General features: G+C 31.3%; 13 protein-coding genes. 1 reads left to right on the top strand and 12 read right to left on the bottom strand.

Annotated elements, in window-relative coordinates; genetic code table 11:
- Positions 1 to 24: 24 nt before the first annotated feature.
- The 3 genes from VK164_RS02755 to VK164_RS02765 are packed head-to-tail and all read right to left on the bottom strand — an operon-like array spanning position 25 to position 2,083.
- Positions 25 to 714: an NAD-dependent deacylase gene (locus tag VK164_RS02755; RefSeq protein ID WP_324207878.1), complete on the bottom strand. Its 690-nt coding sequence runs from the start codon at positions 712 to 714 to the stop codon at positions 25 to 27.
- Between the two features lie 60 nt (positions 715 to 774).
- Positions 775 to 1,560, bottom strand: a complete 786-nt coding sequence (locus tag VK164_RS02760) for an anti-sigma factor (protein WP_324207879.1) — start codon at positions 1,558 to 1,560, stop codon at positions 775 to 777.
- Positions 1,553 to 2,083, bottom strand: a complete 531-nt coding sequence (locus VK164_RS02765) for an RNA polymerase sigma factor (protein WP_324207880.1) — start codon at positions 2,081 to 2,083, stop codon at positions 1,553 to 1,555. Before VK164_RS02765 ends, VK164_RS02760 begins: the two co-directional genes overlap by 8 nt.
- Positions 2,084 to 2,136: 53 nt before the next feature.
- On the opposite strand from VK164_RS02765, the gene VK164_RS02770 reads away from it, so the two are divergent.
- On the top strand, positions 2,137 to 2,802 hold the full coding sequence (locus tag VK164_RS02770) for an RNA methyltransferase (RefSeq protein ID WP_324207881.1): 666 nt from the start codon (positions 2,137 to 2,139) through the stop codon (positions 2,800 to 2,802).
- Here the strand turns inward: VK164_RS02770 and VK164_RS02775 are convergent.
- The 9 genes from VK164_RS02775 to thrS all read right to left on the bottom strand — a co-directional run bounded on the left by VK164_RS02775 (position 2,792) and on the right by thrS (position 13,129).
- The gene (locus VK164_RS02775; protein ID WP_324207882.1) at positions 2,792 to 5,170 is read right to left on the bottom strand and encodes a hypothetical protein; all 2,379 of its coding nucleotides are present in this window, start codon (positions 5,168 to 5,170) and stop codon (positions 2,792 to 2,794) included. The two genes, VK164_RS02770 and VK164_RS02775, sit on opposite strands and share 11 nt — an antisense overlap.
- A 3-nt stretch (positions 5,171 to 5,173) precedes the next feature.
- Positions 5,174 to 6,334, bottom strand: a complete 1,161-nt coding sequence (locus VK164_RS02780; protein WP_324207883.1) for a WG repeat-containing protein — start codon at positions 6,332 to 6,334, stop codon at positions 5,174 to 5,176.
- Between the two features lie 8 nt (positions 6,335 to 6,342).
- On the bottom strand, positions 6,343 to 7,113 hold the full coding sequence (locus VK164_RS02785) for a carboxypeptidase-like regulatory domain-containing protein (protein WP_324207884.1): 771 nt from the start codon (positions 7,111 to 7,113) through the stop codon (positions 6,343 to 6,345).
- Between the two features lie 87 nt (positions 7,114 to 7,200).
- On the bottom strand, positions 7,201 to 9,081 hold the full coding sequence (locus tag VK164_RS02790) for a DEAD/DEAH box helicase (RefSeq protein WP_324207885.1): 1,881 nt from the start codon (positions 9,079 to 9,081) through the stop codon (positions 7,201 to 7,203).
- 131 nt (positions 9,082 to 9,212) lie between these two features.
- Positions 9,213 to 9,794, bottom strand: coding sequence for a non-canonical purine NTP diphosphatase (locus VK164_RS02795; RefSeq protein ID WP_324207886.1), 582 nt, complete (start codon positions 9,792 to 9,794; stop codon positions 9,213 to 9,215).
- Positions 9,795 to 9,876: 82 nt separating this feature from the next.
- The gene (gene rplT, locus VK164_RS02800) at positions 9,877 to 10,221 is read right to left on the bottom strand and encodes a 50S ribosomal protein L20 (RefSeq protein ID WP_166237422.1); all 345 of its coding nucleotides are present in this window, start codon (positions 10,219 to 10,221) and stop codon (positions 9,877 to 9,879) included.
- 132 nt (positions 10,222 to 10,353) lie between these two features.
- The gene (gene rpmI / locus VK164_RS02805) at positions 10,354 to 10,551 is read right to left on the bottom strand and encodes a 50S ribosomal protein L35 (protein WP_026726127.1); all 198 of its coding nucleotides are present in this window, start codon (positions 10,549 to 10,551) and stop codon (positions 10,354 to 10,356) included.
- 57 nt (positions 10,552 to 10,608) lie between these two features.
- Positions 10,609 to 11,160, bottom strand: coding sequence for a translation initiation factor IF-3 (gene infC / locus VK164_RS02810; protein WP_288982376.1), 552 nt, complete (start codon positions 11,158 to 11,160; stop codon positions 10,609 to 10,611).
- Positions 11,161 to 11,188: 28 nt separating this feature from the next.
- Positions 11,189 to 13,129, bottom strand: a complete 1,941-nt coding sequence (thrS, locus tag VK164_RS02815) for a threonine--tRNA ligase (protein WP_324207887.1) — start codon at positions 13,127 to 13,129, stop codon at positions 11,189 to 11,191.
- Positions 13,130 to 13,960 lie beyond the last annotated feature (831 nt).

Consider the following 13,960-nt stretch of genomic DNA (forward strand, 5'->3'; position numbering starts at 1 on the left):
TATCAGTAATTAGTTTCGAGTTTTTTATTTTAAATTTAAAAGTTCTTCTTTTACAATTTTCATTCCTTCAACTGCAGTTAGTGGTAATACTTTCAACTCATTTGGTAAATCGTAAATGGTGGCTGGTTTTGGGTCGATATAATAAACGGGAACATTTTGGTCCACGTAATTCATCAAACCAGCTGCAGGATATACTTGTAAAGAAGTTCCGATTATGATTAGTATATCAGCCGTTTCTACAACATTGATTGCATGTTCAATCATAGGAACATCTTCACCAAACCAAACTATATGTGGTCGTAATTGATTACCTTCTAAGTCAAAATCACCTAAGTTTAAATCGTGTTTCCAATCAATTACAAAATTTTCATTGGTAATACTTCTCACTTTTAATAATTCGCCATGTAAATGTACAACTTTGTTGCTTCCTGCTCTTTCGTGTAAATCGTCTACGTTTTGGGTAACAATACGAATATCGAAATGTTCTTCTAATTCAGCCAATATTTCGTGTGCTTTATTAGGCCTAACTGTTAAAAGTTGAGCTCTTCTTTTGTTGTAAAAGTCTAATACTAATTCTGGATTTTTTTTCCAACCCAGAGGAGAAGCTACTTCCATAATATCATGACCTTCCCACAAGCCATCTGCGTCGCGGAATGTTTTGATTCCACTCTCGGCACTAATTCCTGCGCCTGTTAATACTACAATTTTTTTCATTTTTCCTTTTCTTTTGCAATTTTTATATAATTAAAATGCGTCTGTATAGACGCATTTTAATTATACTTTTCCTAAGGTATAAAGTTGTTCCATTGTTGGTCCAGTACTTCCTCCGGCTGGTTCTAAAGTAATTCCAAAAGCTTGTGCCTCATTTGCATTTTCGACTTTAATTACTTTTGTAGTACTTGTAGCATACGAATCAAGTAATCCAATACTTGTAGGGGTTAAAACAGGTTCTAACTTTAGGGCCCATACTTGATATACCATACCTTCAGGGGGAGTTGGTAGTCCAGAAGCATCGATGTATACTTCTTTTGTGTTTTTGTTGTAATAAGCCTTCGCGTATGCATTAGGAGCTACTTGTTGTCCTGCTAAAGTAATAGTAATATTATTTGTATCTCTCAAAATAGCTAGAACATCCTCAGATTCTTTCTTTTTCAGTTCTAAATCTACCATTGATTTTTGAAGGTTACTTTTTTCAGTTGATAACGTTTCAATAGCTTTATTAGATTCATTTAATTTATAAAATTGAATTCCCATTCCTAAAACAAATACAGCAGCGGCAATCCAACCCATGTATTGTGTTATGGCATTTTTAGGTTTCATTTGAATAACCTTATGTTTTGCTAATAATTGATTTCTAATTTTTTCAAAATTAGTTGCTGATAAATGTGGTGCTACACCATATGACAGGTTAATTACTGCTTTTTCAATAGCAGCAATTTCTTCTTTTACTTCAGGATACTGATTTGCCATTTGGTTAACTTCCGCAATCTCTTCATCAGAAAGTTTTCCAAAAACATATAATTCTAATATACCTGATTCTATATATTCTCTACTATTCATTGATTAATAGTCTTAATTCGTTCATACAATTTCTATTTTGAGTTTTAACAGTACCTAAAGGAATCTCCAATTCATCAGAGGCTTCTTGTTGTGTATATCCTTTAAAAAAAAGCAAATCAATGATTTGAATACATTTTGGTTTCAATTTCTTTATAAACTCCTTAACTCCTATTGCATCTATTTGGTTGATAGCTTTTGAATTATCGTCAAGTATATGTACGAAATTATCGGATGATAAGTTTTTTTGATTATTGTTAAAGCTTTTAGAGCGTAATTTGTCAATAGATGTATTACGTGCAATATTTAACATCCAAGTGTATAAACGTCCTTTAGATTCATTATAAGTATCAATGTTTTTCCATATTTTGACAAACACTTCTTGAAGCACATCTTCAGCTTCTTCTCGATCTTTAATAAGTGTAAAAATTATACCGTACAAACTCTTGGAATAATTATCGTAGAGTAGGGTAAACGACCTATCGTCTTTTTTAAATAATAAAGGAATTAGTTCTTCTTGTGTCATGCAATTTTATTTTTTCACTAAAATAATAAAAAAAGTAGTATTATTTTTGTTGCATGAAAAATAATGTAAAAGAGTTATTAGCATATTTAGAAGGATTCATTACAGAAAATCGAAAAGAAGGATTTTTAAGAGTTTTGAAGAATAGAACCAAACATTTTACGGTTGCAATTGAAGATGTTTATCAATTGCACAATACTAGTGCCGTGATGCGTAGTTGTGAGGTTTTTGGAATTCAAGAATTGAACGTAATTGAAGAAAAATTTGGTAAAAGAATTGATACAGAAATAGCAATGGGAGCCCAAAAATGGGTTGACGTAAATCGATTTAATTCGGTGCAAAGTTGTATAAATGAGTTAAAAAGTCAAGGTTATCAAATTATTGCAACAACCCCTCATAACGATTCATGTATGTTACATGAGTTTGATATTTCTAAACCTTCGGCCTTATTTTTTGGAACAGAAAGAAATGGTTTGTCAGAAGAAGTTATTCTGCAAGCTGATGGTTTTTTGAAAATCCCAATGGTAGGTTATACCGAAAGTTTAAATATTTCAGTTTCTGCGGCTATTATTATTCAAGATGTGACGAATCGTTTGCGCCAATCGAATATTCATTGGCAATTAACAGAAGAAGAAGTTTTAGACAAGCGTTTAGATTGGACTCGAAAATCTATAAAAGATATTGAATTTATTGAGAAAAAATATTGGGAAACTATTGCTTAAAATCGTCTTTTAATACGGGGTATTTTTTGATAATTTCTTTAAAGATTAAACTTATGTTTTCTTCTTTAAAATAGTTTTTTTCAAAAAATTGATGCAAAACAAAATATTTTTCTAAATTCCCAAAGGAACTTTCAAATTTTTTATTTTCATAGCTTTTTATCAATTTTAATCCATCTTTTTTAGATTTTTCATTTTCAAGTTTTAACATAGTTAAAATGAGATAATTCATTTCAAAATCAGGAACTTCATTTTGAATTTTGGTTAGCTGATCGATTGCTTTTTCATCATCTAAAAGTTCATTATATAGCTGTTGAATGCATGTATTTGAAAATGAATCAGTGTATTGTTTTGATTTACTATCATTATTTAAGATATAAACTATCACATTTTGTGCTTCATCTATTTGGGAGGTAAAATATAAAAGTGGTAAAATTTTCTCTAGAGCGCTAAAATTCTTTTTAGTTTTTAGTATTGGAATTGCCATTTTAGATTGATTACTTACATAAGTAGAATCTAAATCGTTGATGTTAGAAATGTCAATTTTTTCATAATAATTTTTATTAGTTTCAGTTAAATTTTTTAGATATGCATCTAAATATTCTTTTCCACCTTTTTGTTTTGTAATTAAAAGTTTAATTTCATTTAAGTCTTTGTTAGCTTGATTTTTTTGTAAAACAACATCTAAATATTGTTCAGATTCTTTTTTACTTTCTTGTGAAAATACACTAAAAAAGTTCTCAAAATAGGTTGAACCGTGTTCTAATTTATAACGTAAATTGCCACTAAAAAGTTCAGAATCATAGTCATTTTTTGATTTAATGATTTTTGAAATCGCTAAATAATCAATTGCGAGTTTAAAATAAGAAGTGTAAAAATATTGTAAATTGTTTTCACTAACTTTTTCGTTGTTGATTTGGATGCAATCTAAACCATTGCGTAGTATTGTTGCCGAACCCGGAAATTTGTCTTTTAAAATATTAATTTGGGTAATGAATTTTTGAAACCCTTCATCGTTTTTTAAATCTAAATAGTTAAAGAAATAGCGAGAATCATCATGATATAAAGGATTTTTTTCAAGAAATTGAATGAATGATTCTACAGTTTCGTAATCTTTTCTTTCTGGTTTATCTTGAAAATTTCCAAAAGCATATTTCAAACTTTGCAATGATTTGGCATAATATGATGAAAAAACTATCAAGCCATAAAACGCGTGAATGTCTTCAATTGATAAGTCTTTTATGGTTTCAAGTTCTTCATTTAATTTGGATGAATTCTTGTCAATTTCTGCAAATTGAGGTTCTTTTAAAACTGATTTTATTTTTTCTACCAATACTTGTTTACTTAATGAAGTAGAAGAGAAGCTTTGTTTAAACTCTTTTGAAAAAGGAATTGGTTTTAATATTCCTTTCATCATAAATCCTAAATCAGGTTCACTGGGTAAGGAAAATACATTTAATAAAGCTTTTATTTTTGAAATTTCAGTGGCATTTTTTTCGATAGAAAGTAATTTGTTAATTGAAGACTCTACATCAGAAACTTTAATTTTCTTATCTAAGTTATTATACTCCAATAAAAGAGCTAAAACCTTTTCGGTTGAAGTATATGTTGACGTTTTTGCTTGCTCATCATTTATTTCTTTAATGAGATTTTTATATTTTTTTGATTCACTTTTATTTAAAGTATTTTTTAAGATTTCTAACTCAAATAACGACTTGTTTTTTTGATATAATTCAACAACTTTATCTAATAATTCTTCTTCAGAATATTTTTTTTCTTCTGAGCGAAAGTTATTCTTTTTTAAAAAATCGAGCTTCATTAAAGAAAAATAGAGTTTGTCTTCATTTGTAACATTGGGCAAACCAATTAAACTGTCTAACGTTTTTATAGATTGTGGTTTTTGTTCTTTAATTTCGTTCCACATATTAGCATCTCTATAATTCAAAACACCTCTAAGTTTTAGCTTTATCGGATTATAATTTGCAGTATATTTTTTTTGAAATGCCACTAATAAAGCATTATATTCTGTGGTGTTGTTAGTGTAAAAACTAAGCCAAAGTTTAGCAAAATCTTTTTCTTCTTCAGAAATATTAGCGCTATTAATTATGGAAATTGCTTTTTCTTTTCCTAATGTATTATGAGTTAATAAAGCTTGAATTTGTGTTGCTTTATCAATATTATTTTTAAAAAAATGAGTTTTTAAAAGTTCTTGAGCATTTGTGTAATTTCCATTTGGTGATGCTAAAGAAATAGCATAATTTATTTGATAGGAACTATAATTACAGTCAAAGAAATAATCGTTTAAAAATTTAATTTGTGCAATAGATGGTGTTAGAGATAAGACAAAAAGCAGAATAAAGCACTTTTTCATTTGCTAATCTTTAAAAAATTCGACACCATTTTCGCCTACAATTCCTTTCCCTTTTTCGGTAGTTACTTCAAAAAGTCCAAATTGCCATCTATTTGTAATTTGAATACCATCTAAACTTTTAATTGACAAATATTTTGGTTTTATGTAAGGGTAAATTGTATTGAAAACGATGCAACCTTTTTTATTTTCTTTCTCTAAAATATATAATCTGGTTATATTATCGTATTCTATTTTATCAAATTCGTTTTCTAAAAGCACTTGATTACCTTCTTTTACTAAACCATATTTTTGATTTGATTTAACTAAGAACACATATTTATCTTTATCAATACTAAAATATTTGATTTCGTCATGCTTTGGTGCAACCATTTCTTCTTGATTGGTAAGATTTACGACTCCCTTTTTTTGGTTCAAGGTTACATAAACATGTTTACTGTATTTGTCAAATTCACCTACAACATCATATTTAGACTCTAATTTCTTTTTAACATCCTTATAATCATACGTTGATGCTTCACTAACTGAAACGTCACCATAAATTTTATCTGCACCGTAGGCATCAGATTTATTTGTAATTCTGGTATCGTAAAACTTTTTTTCTGCCAGCATACCTTTAGCTAACCAAACAAATTTTGGATTTTTCTCATCTTCATCATCCCATGATGGTCGAATTCTTAAATATTCTATGGGAATAATAAGTTTACCTAACGAATTTATTAATCCAGAAAGTTTACCTATTTGAACTTCATAGCTTTCATTTTCAGAAACAGTAATTTTGTCATATAAACAACCAATAATTTCTTTGTTTTTGTGGAATAGACCTACTTTTCCTTTTTTGAAAACCCAAAAATGATTAGGATAATTTTTATTTAAATAAATCGAATCGTAAGGGTTAAGTTCAGGTAATAAAATTTTTTTATTTTGGTCAATTACATAAAAGGTTTTGTTGGATTTTACAACATATCTTGAAGCAAAATTATTGTCATAGTCTATTATAAAGTGTTTAATTTCTTTGTATAAGGGTTTAACCTTTATGTTTCCTAAAGTATCAGATAAACCCCAAAGATTTTTATCACGATAAGGAATTAGAACTTTATTGGATTGACTTTGAGCTTCAGCTTGAAACACAATAAACAAAAAAACAATTTTTAAAAACTTAGTCATTCTGATAACTATTTATTTTTTTTCAATATTTTATATTCTTCATAGCATAAACTAATAGCATCCATGATTTGTAAATCATTTGCCGTTTGAATAAAATATTCTGAGTAATTGCAATTTTCTAAAATTTGAGGAATATCATCTTTATCAATCTCTAATAGAGCTGCAAGGGTTTCTCTATCAAATTTAGTAGCTAAAAGATTTCTGACGGTATCGTCTTTTTTCATTTCTTTTAGTTTTTTCATTTCAGCAGGTCTTTTTCCAAAGACATTATACAATAAGTCTGCAGGATTAAATATGGAACCAATTACTCTTGAGACTGCTCCTGGAGATTTATCACCAGCTTCATAACCTGCATTGAGTCCAGAAATACTATAACGATAACCGTCAGCAGCTACTGGTATTAATTCTGTATCGACTTCAACATATCCGGTAAGTTCATATTGTCTAACTATTACTTCGTCTAGGACATATGCTTTTTCTGTTAGGTAAATCTTAGTAGGATTGTTTTTAATCCAATCGTTAGTAACTTTTACTTTTACAGTTTCATACCCAATATAAGAAAACAAAAGCGTATCATTAAGTTTTGTTGCAATTTCAAAAGTACCACTCCCAGAAGTAGCTGTTCCTATAACTCGCGTAGCATTGATTACATTAACATTACTAAGTGGAAGCTTGGTTTCATTATTGATAACTGTTCCTTTGATAGTAACTAATGAGTCATTTTGAGCATTCACAAAATTAGATAGTATTGAAAAAAGAAAAACTGTAAAATATTTCATTTGATGCATAATTGAGTCAAAAATACAAATCAAATGATGATATTCTACAGTTTTCAGTAATTTTATAAGAAAATTAACGATTTTGTGTTAACTTCTTCTCGGTCTCCTTGGTCTAGATGAATCACTCGCGTTTTCAGAACGTCTTGGTGCTCTATCTGAAAATCCACCTTCTCTTCTAGGAGCAGAACTACTTCTTTCCCCTCTAAATCCGCCTTCTCTTCTTGGAGCTGAACTATTTCTGTCGCTACGGAAACCACCTTCTCTTCTTGGTGTAGAACTACTTCTTTCGCCTCTAAATCCGCCTTCACGTCTTCCACCACCAGAATTTCTTCCATTATGGTCACGTCTTCCGCCACCATCATTTTTTGAGATTTCAACGTTGATTCTTCTTCCGTTCATGTCATAACCGTTTAACACTTCCATTACTTTTTCAGTGTGTTCACCGTCTGTATTGAAGAAAGAAAAGCCTTCTTTTACATCTACTTTAAATACGTCATCACGACCTAAATCTAAAGTTTCTTTGATGAAGTCTTTCAATTGCATCCAATCAAAATCGTCTCTTGCACCAATGTTAATGAAATAACGGACAGGATCACCCGCTCTAATTTCTCTTGGTTCAGAGCTTCTTTCTCTATCGTTGCTTCTTTCGCCAGTAATATCACGTTTAGATTTGTAGTAATTGATAAATCTATTGAATTCAACAGAAACCATTTTCTTGATTAATTCTTCTTTAGATAAACCATCTAAAACTTCATTAATAGCAGGTAAATAGTTGTCAATATCATGATCAACTTCAGTATCTTTAATTTTGTTTGCTAAGTGTAATAACTGAATTTCGCAGATTTCAATTCCAGAAGGAATTGTTTTTTCTTGAAATTTTTGTTGAATAATACGTTCAATTGAGTGTATTTTTCTGATTTCGCTTTTCGTAATGATAACGATTGATGTGCCTAGTTTTCCAGCTCTACCAGTTCTTCCTGATCGGTGATTATAGGTTTCAATTTCGTCTGGTAATTGATAATTTACTACGTGAGTTACGTTATCAACGTCTATTCCACGTGCAGCTACATCTGTTGCTACAAGCATTTGGATTTGACGTCCTCTAAATGATTTCATCACACCATCACGTTGTGCTTGCGATAAATCACCGTGTAATGCTGCTGCGTTATAACCATCTTCGATAAGTTTTTCAGCAACTGCTTGAGTGTCTCTTTTAGTTCTACAAAATACAACCGAGAAAATATCTGGGTTAGCATCTGCTAAACGTTTTAAGGCTTCGTAACGATCACGTGCATTAACAACATAAAATTCGTGGGAAACGGTTGCTGAACCAGAATTTTTACTTCCAACAGTAATTTCTTTTGGTTCTGCCATAAATTGTTTTGCAATGCGTGCTACTTCAGCTGGCATAGTTGCAGAGAATAACCATGTGTTTTTCTCGTCAGGTGTGTCCGATAAAATGGAACAAATGTCGTCGTAGAATCCCATGTTTAACATTTCATCTGCCTCGTCTAAGATGCAAAAATCGATGTTTTTAATGTTCACAAGGCCACGATTAATCATGTCTTGCATTCTACCTGGTGTAGCCACAATAATTTGTGCACCACGTTTAACTTCTCTAGCTTGTTCTGTAATGCTTGCACCACCATAAACAGCCACGGTATGTAACCCCTTTATGTACTTTGAGTATAATTTAATCTCGTTGGTGATTTGTAAGCATAATTCACGTGTTGGCGATAAAATTAATGCTTGTGTGTTTCTATTTTCAGCATCAATTTTTTGAATTAGCGGGAAACCAAAAGCTGCGGTTTTCCCTGTACCTGTTTGCGCTAGGGCAACTAAATCTGTGTTTTGTTCCAATAGTACTGGAATCGCTTTTTCTTGCACTTCTGACGGATTTTCAAATCCTAGATCTTTAATCGCCAGCAGTAGCGACTCATTCAATCCTAATTGTTCAAATTTATTCATATAATATTTTAAATTGGGTGCAAAGGTACAGTTTAAATACTAGATAAACTAATTTGTTACTTATTGATTTTCAATTTGTTAATTATTTTTTAGAAATATTATTTTTAAAAAAAAAGGATTTTGTCTTTTGTTTACATGTTTTTTTCTTCTAAAAATTTGATGAGTTGTTTTACTGCTTTTCCTCTGTGACTAATGGTTGATTTTTCTTCTAAAGATAGTTCGGCAAAGGTTTTTTCATATTCATTAGCGACAAAAATAGGATCATATCCAAATCCATTCGTACCAATTTTTTCTGTGATAATTTTGCCATTAATTATTCCTGTAAAAAGAATTTGTTTACCATTATAATTAAGTGCTATTACTGTTTTAAAATTTGCAGCCCTATTAGTTTTGTTAGCAAGATTTAGTAGTAATTTATCAATGTTTTTTTCATCATTTTTTGGTTCTCCAGCATATCTAGCAGAATATACTCCAGGAGCACCATTAAGTGCATCTACTTCTAATCCTGAATCATCAGCGAAGCAGTTTAGTCCAAATTTTTCAGTTACATAATTTGCCTTCAGTATTGCATTTCCTTCTATTGTATCGGCAGTTTCAGGTATGTCATCAAAGCAACCAATGTCTTCTAAACTAATTATTTGAATTTTAGAAGGAACTAATGCTTGAATTTCTTTAATTTTATTTTTATTGTTTGAAGCAAATACGAGTTTCATATATTAAAAATTAAGTTATAAATAAAAAACCACGCCTAAGCGTGGTTTAATATATAAGTAAGATAAACTGAGTTAGACGTAATTATTTAATTTTGTTAACGATAGCTGTGAAAGCAGCTGGGTGATTCATAGCTAAATCAGCAAGAACTTTACGGTTCAATTCGATATTGTTAGCTTTGGCTTTACCCATAAATTGAGAATAACTCATACCATGTAAACGTGCACCAGCATTGATACGCGTAATCCATAAAGCACGGAAATTTCTTTTGTTTTGTTTTCTATCACGGTAAGCATAAACCATTGCTTTTTCTACCGCGTTTTTAGCTACAGTCCAAACGTTTTTACGTCTTCCAAAGAAACCTTTGGCTTGTTTTAATACTCTTTTTTTTCTAGCTTTTGATGCTACTGAATTTGTTGCTCTTGGCATAATTTTAAATGTTTTTTGTAGTAAGGCGATCTTTCGATACTTTTAAATTCCGCACTTTGTACTTTTTACTTTGTATTTTGTACTTCATTCAGCCCACTCCAGGGTTACTAAATTGTTTTAACCAAACAACGATTAAATAATATTTAATTGTTGTTTAATGCTTCTCTCATCTGTTGGGTGAACCAAAGTAGAATGAGTTAAAGCTAATTTACGCTTTTTAGATTTTTTAGTCAAAATGTGACTTTTAAAAGCGTGTTTTCTTTTGATTTTTCCAGAACCAGTAACTTTGAATCGTTTCTTAGCACTAGATTTCGTTTTCATTTTAGGCATTTTCTTCCTGTATTTATAATCTATCTTACTTATTATTTTTCAAAGAGTTTTTAACTCTTATTTTCCTTTTTTCTTAGGAGCGATGTACATAATCATACGTTTTCCTTCTAAAACTGGCATGGCTTCTACTTTACCATATTCTTCCAATTCTTGAGCTAAACGTAATAACAAGATTTGTCCTTGCTCTTTATAGATAATTGAACGTCCTTTAAAAAACACAAATGCTTTTAATTTAGCACCATCTTGTAAAAATTTTAAAGCGTTCTTTTTCTTAAATTCATAATCATGCTCATCTGTTTGAGGTCCAAAACGAATCTCCTTGATTACAATTTGAGTAGATTTAGCTTTTAATTCTTTATCTCTTTTCTTTTGTTGGTATAAAAATTTACCATAATCCATCAATTTACAAACTGGCGGTTCAGCATTTGGAGAAATTTCTACCAAATCAACTTCCTGCTCTTCAGCTAAACGAAGTGCATCGGCTATTTTGTAAACTCCTGGTTCAATATTTTCACCTACTAAACGTACTTCAGCAACACGTATTAAATTATTGATACGGTGTGCTGCTTTTTTCTCTTCGCGAGGTTGAAAACCTCTGTTGTTTCTAATTGCTATGGCTTTATTATTTTAGTTAAACTTAAAATTGTTTTAATGTTTTATTGATTTCTTCGTTTATCATTGCAGCAAATTGCTCAATAGTAACCGATATATTTCCTTTTCCTTCTTGTCCGCGTTGTCTAACAGAAATGGTTCCGTTTTTCTCTTCTTCCTCGCCAACAATCAGCATAAACGGATATTTGTTCATCTCCGCTTCTCTAATTTTCTTTCCGATTGTTTCATTTCGGTTGTCAATTAGGGCGCGAATTTCGTGATTTTCTAGCAAATCTAAAACTTTTTTTGCATAATTTTCATATTTCTCACTCAAAGACAGAATTATAGCTTGCTCTGGCATCAACCAAATTGGGAAATTTCCTGCTGTGTGTTCCAATAAAATCGCGATAAAACGTTCCATTGAACCAAAAGGCGCTCGATGAATCATAACAGGGCGATGTAACTTGTCATCCGCACCTTTATAAGACAACTCAAAACGCTCTGGTAAATTGTAATCCACCTGAATCGTTCCTAATTGCCAACTTCTGCCTAAAGCATCTTTTACCATGAAATCCAATTTCGGACCATAGAAAGCCGCTTCACCAGCTTCAATCACATAATTCAATCCTTTATCTTTCGCTGCACTGATAATTGCATTTTCTGCTTTTTCCCAGTTTTCAACGCTACCTATATATTTATCTGGATTATCTAAATCACGAACCGAAACCTGAGCCGTAAAGTTTTCAAATCCTAATGAACCAAAAACGTACAATACTAAATCGATAACATTTTTGAACTCAGCATCTAATTGATCAGGCGTACAAAAAATATGCGCATCATCTTGAGTAAATCCTCTAACACGAGTTAATCCATGCAATTCTCCTGATTGCTCATAACGATATACTGTTCCAAATTCAGCATAACGCTTTGGTAAATCTTTGTACGACCAAGGTCTTGCATTGTAAATTTCACAGTGGTGTGGACAGTTCATTGGTTTTAACAAGAACTCTTCACCTTCAGCTGGTGTGTGAATTGGTTGGAAACTATCCGCACCATATTTAGCATAATGTCCAGATGTAACGTACAAGTCCTTCATTCCAATATGAGGTGTGACTACTTGCTCGTAACCTGCTTTTTTCTGTGCTTTTTTCAAGAATTGCTCTAATCTATCGCGCAAAGCAGCTCCTTTTGGCAACCATAATGGTAATCCTTGACCTACTTTTTGTGAGAAATGGAATAATTCTAATTCTTTTCCTAATTTTCTATGATCGCGGCGTTTTGCTTCTTCTAATAATTCAAGGTAATCCGTTAAGTCTTTTTGTTTTGGGAACGAAATTCCGTAAACACGAGTTAACTGCTTGTTTTTTTCATCACCTCTCCAGTACGCACCCGCCACCGATAAAATTTTCATCGCCTTGATAATACCTGTATTCGGAATATGACCACCACGACACAAATCAAAGAAATTCGAATGGTCACAAAATGTAATAGTTCCGTCTTCTAAGTTCGAAATCAATTCCGTTTTGTACTCATTATTTTTATAAACCTCCAATGCTTCTGCTTTTGAAACCGAACGCATTTTAAATTCATGCTTCTCTCTCGAAATTTCTAGCACACGGTCTTCAATCTTTTTGAAATCAGCATCCGTAATTTTTTTATCACCAAAATCCACATCGTAATAAAAACCATTATCAATCGCAGGTCCAAGCGTTAATTTAATTCCATGGAAAATTTCTTCCAAAGCTTGCGCCATCACGTGCGAAGTCGAATGCCAAAAAGCTTTTTTACCCTCTTTGTCATTCCAAGTATATAATATAAGAGTACCATCCGTTGTTAAGGTCGTCGTCGTTTCAATAGTGGTACCATTATAGGAAGCAGAAATTACATTTCTAGCTAAACCTTCACTAATGCTTTTCGCAACATCCATTGGAGTAACTCCTTGAGCCATCTCCTTAACCGACCCGTCGGGTAAAGTAACTTTTATCATTGTTTAAAATTTATAAGTTGCAAATATAGTAGAATAATAAAATCCATACAATATATATAAGGTATAATGTTAAAAAAGATTAGAAGTAGGTATTTAGCATTCCAGATAACTATTCCACTGGCTCGCAGCGCGAGTTGTCCTTCCGCCGAATTAGGAATTTCCTGCGCAGCAGGCTATAGCTTAACGCAGTTAAGCTCACACCCACTTTTATTAACTTTACCTATACTATATATAAGTAATAAAACACATCTGTGACTTATATGTTTCAAACAAAATTTCGTGATTTGGTGTCTTAGCTGCAAATCTCTAAAAAAAATTTTTGTGTATTAAATCCTTGTTATCAGGGAGTTAAGAAATGCATTAAAAAAAAGGCAAAAAAAAGATTGGAAAAGGCTTGTGTTTAAAGAAAAGATTTCTACTTTTGCACCCGCATTAGAGCAGAAGTTCATACATAAACTGAAGGATTAAACAAATCAAAAAAACTTTAAAAAAAGTTTAAAAAAGATTTGGATAATAAAAAGTAAAGGTAGTATCTTTGCCGACCCGAAACGAAAGAATTGGGGCGTACAAGTTCTTAAAAATATTGGGTAAGTGGTCAGGAAAAAATAAACAAAAAATTTTTTCAAAAAAGCTTGCCAGATTAAAAAAGAGTTGTACTTTTGCACCCGCTAACTGAAACAGTAGCGAACAAAAAAAAGAATGACACGTTCATAGACATATTGAATTGACAGCACAAAATTACAGTGATGTAATTTTGAAAATAAGAGAGAGTAAGATTTTTCGAGTAAATTGAGAATGACCTAGCGACTTAAATCGACAAAACAAGATAGA

Source organism: Flavobacterium sp. (genome assembly GCF_035299005.1).
GTDB lineage: Bacteria > Bacteroidota > Bacteroidia > Flavobacteriales > Flavobacteriaceae > Flavobacterium.

Excerpts from the sequence above, each read along its gene's own strand:
- thrS (WP_324207887.1), bottom strand. The coding sequence starts at position 13,129 with ATGATAAAAGTTACTTTACCCGACGGGTCGGTTAAGGAGATGGCTCAA.
- VK164_RS02780 (WP_324207883.1), bottom strand. The coding sequence starts at position 6,334 with ATGACTAAGTTTTTAAAAATTGTTTTTTTGTTTATTGTGTTTCAAGCT.
- VK164_RS02755 (WP_324207878.1), bottom strand. The coding sequence starts at position 714 with ATGAAAAAAATTGTAGTATTAACAGGCGCAGGAATTAGTGCCGAGAGT.
- VK164_RS02785 (WP_324207884.1), bottom strand. The coding sequence starts at position 7,113 with ATGAAATATTTTACAGTTTTTCTTTTTTCAATACTATCTAATTTTGTG.
- rplT (WP_166237422.1), bottom strand. The coding sequence starts at position 10,221 with ATGCCAAGAGCAACAAATTCAGTAGCATCAAAAGCTAGAAAAAAAAGA.
- VK164_RS02790 (WP_324207885.1), bottom strand. The coding sequence starts at position 9,081 with ATGAATAAATTTGAACAATTAGGATTGAATGAGTCGCTACTGCTGGCG.
- rpmI (WP_026726127.1), bottom strand. The coding sequence starts at position 10,551 with ATGCCTAAAATGAAAACGAAATCTAGTGCTAAGAAACGATTCAAAGTT.
- VK164_RS02760 (WP_324207879.1), bottom strand. The coding sequence starts at position 1,560 with ATGAATAGTAGAGAATATATAGAATCAGGTATATTAGAATTATATGTT.
- VK164_RS02795 (WP_324207886.1), bottom strand. The coding sequence starts at position 9,794 with ATGAAACTCGTATTTGCTTCAAACAATAAAAATAAAATTAAAGAAATT.
- VK164_RS02770 (WP_324207881.1), top strand. The coding sequence starts at position 2,137 with ATGAAAAATAATGTAAAAGAGTTATTAGCATATTTAGAAGGATTCATT.
- VK164_RS02765 (WP_324207880.1), bottom strand. The coding sequence starts at position 2,083 with ATGACACAAGAAGAACTAATTCCTTTATTATTTAAAAAAGACGATAGG.
- VK164_RS02775 (WP_324207882.1), bottom strand. The coding sequence starts at position 5,170 with ATGAAAAAGTGCTTTATTCTGCTTTTTGTCTTATCTCTAACACCATCT.